1 protein-coding gene is annotated in these 1,231 nt (G+C 64.2%); it reads left to right on the top strand.

The features are described 5' to 3' along the window. Nucleotides 1–1,231: transketolase-like TK C-terminal-containing protein (locus AC1DJO_RS29815; RefSeq protein ID WP_477974128.1), on the top strand; the 1,231-nt coding region annotated here is incomplete at both ends.

Below are 1,231 nucleotides of genomic sequence, written 5' to 3'. Positions count from 1 at the left end.
AAGTCCGACCGCCCGACCTTCATCGCCTGCAAGACGATCATCGGCTTCGGCGCTCCGAACAAGCAGGGCAGCCACAAGGTTCACGGCAACCCGCTCGGTGCCGAGGAAATCGCCGCTACCCGCAAGGCTCTGAACTGGGAAGCCGAACCGTTTGTCATCCCGTCGGACGTTCTCGGCGCATGGCGCACGGCCGGTAGCCGCTCGGTAGAGCTCGTCAAGTCGTGGGAAGCTGGCCTCGCAAAGTCGGCTCACAACGCCGAATTCAGCCGCCGCTTCGCTGGTGACCTGCCTGAAGGCTTCGATGCTGCGATCAGCGACCTGAAGAAGAAGATCGTCGAGACCAAGCCGACCGTCGCGACCCGCAAGGCGTCCGAGGACGTGCTCGAAGTCATCAACGGCCTGCTGCCGGAAACGCTCGGCGGCTCCGCCGACCTGACGCCCTCGAACAACACCAAGACCAGCCAGATGGTCTCGATCACGCCAACGGATTTCTCCGGCCGCTACATGCACTGGGGTATCCGCGAGCACGGCATGGCCTCTGCTATGAACGGCATCTCGTTGCACGGCGGCCTGATCCCCTATGGCGGCGGCTTCATGATCTTCTCGGACTATTGCCGTCCGCCGATCCGCCTCGCCGCCCTGATGGGCATTCGCCTCGTCCACGTCCTGACGCATGACTCGATCGGCGTCGGCGAAGACGGCCCGACCCACCAGCCGGTCGAACAGGTGCCGAGCCTGCGCGCCGTTCCGAACCTGCTGGTCTTCCGTCCGGCCGACGTCACCGAGACGGCAGAAGCCTGGCAGATCGCGCTGAAGACGAAGAACCGCCCGACCGCTCTGGCGCTGACCCGTCAGAACCTGACGACCGTTCGTACCGAATATTCGGAAGAGAACCTGACGACCAAGGGCGCCTATACGCTGGCCGGCAAGGCCGACGCCAAGGTGACGATCTTCGCTTCGGGCTCTGAAGTCGAACTCGCCGTTGCCGCCCGCGCCACGCTCGAAGCCAAGGGCGTTTCTGTCCGCGTCGTTTCCGTGCCCTGCACCGAACTGTTCTTCGAACAGCCGGATGCCTACCGCAGGGAAGTGCTCGGCAACTCGCCGGTCAAGATCGCCGTCGAAGCCGCCGTTCGCGAAGGCTGGGATGCGTTCATCGGTCCGGAAGGCACCTTCATCGGCATGAAGAGCTTCGGCGCTTCCGGCCCGGCCAAGGACGTCTTCAAGCATTTCG

Source organism: Rhizobium sp. 05N430, from assembly GCF_056396985.1.
This window is presented reverse-complemented; position numbering and strand designations above follow the sequence as displayed.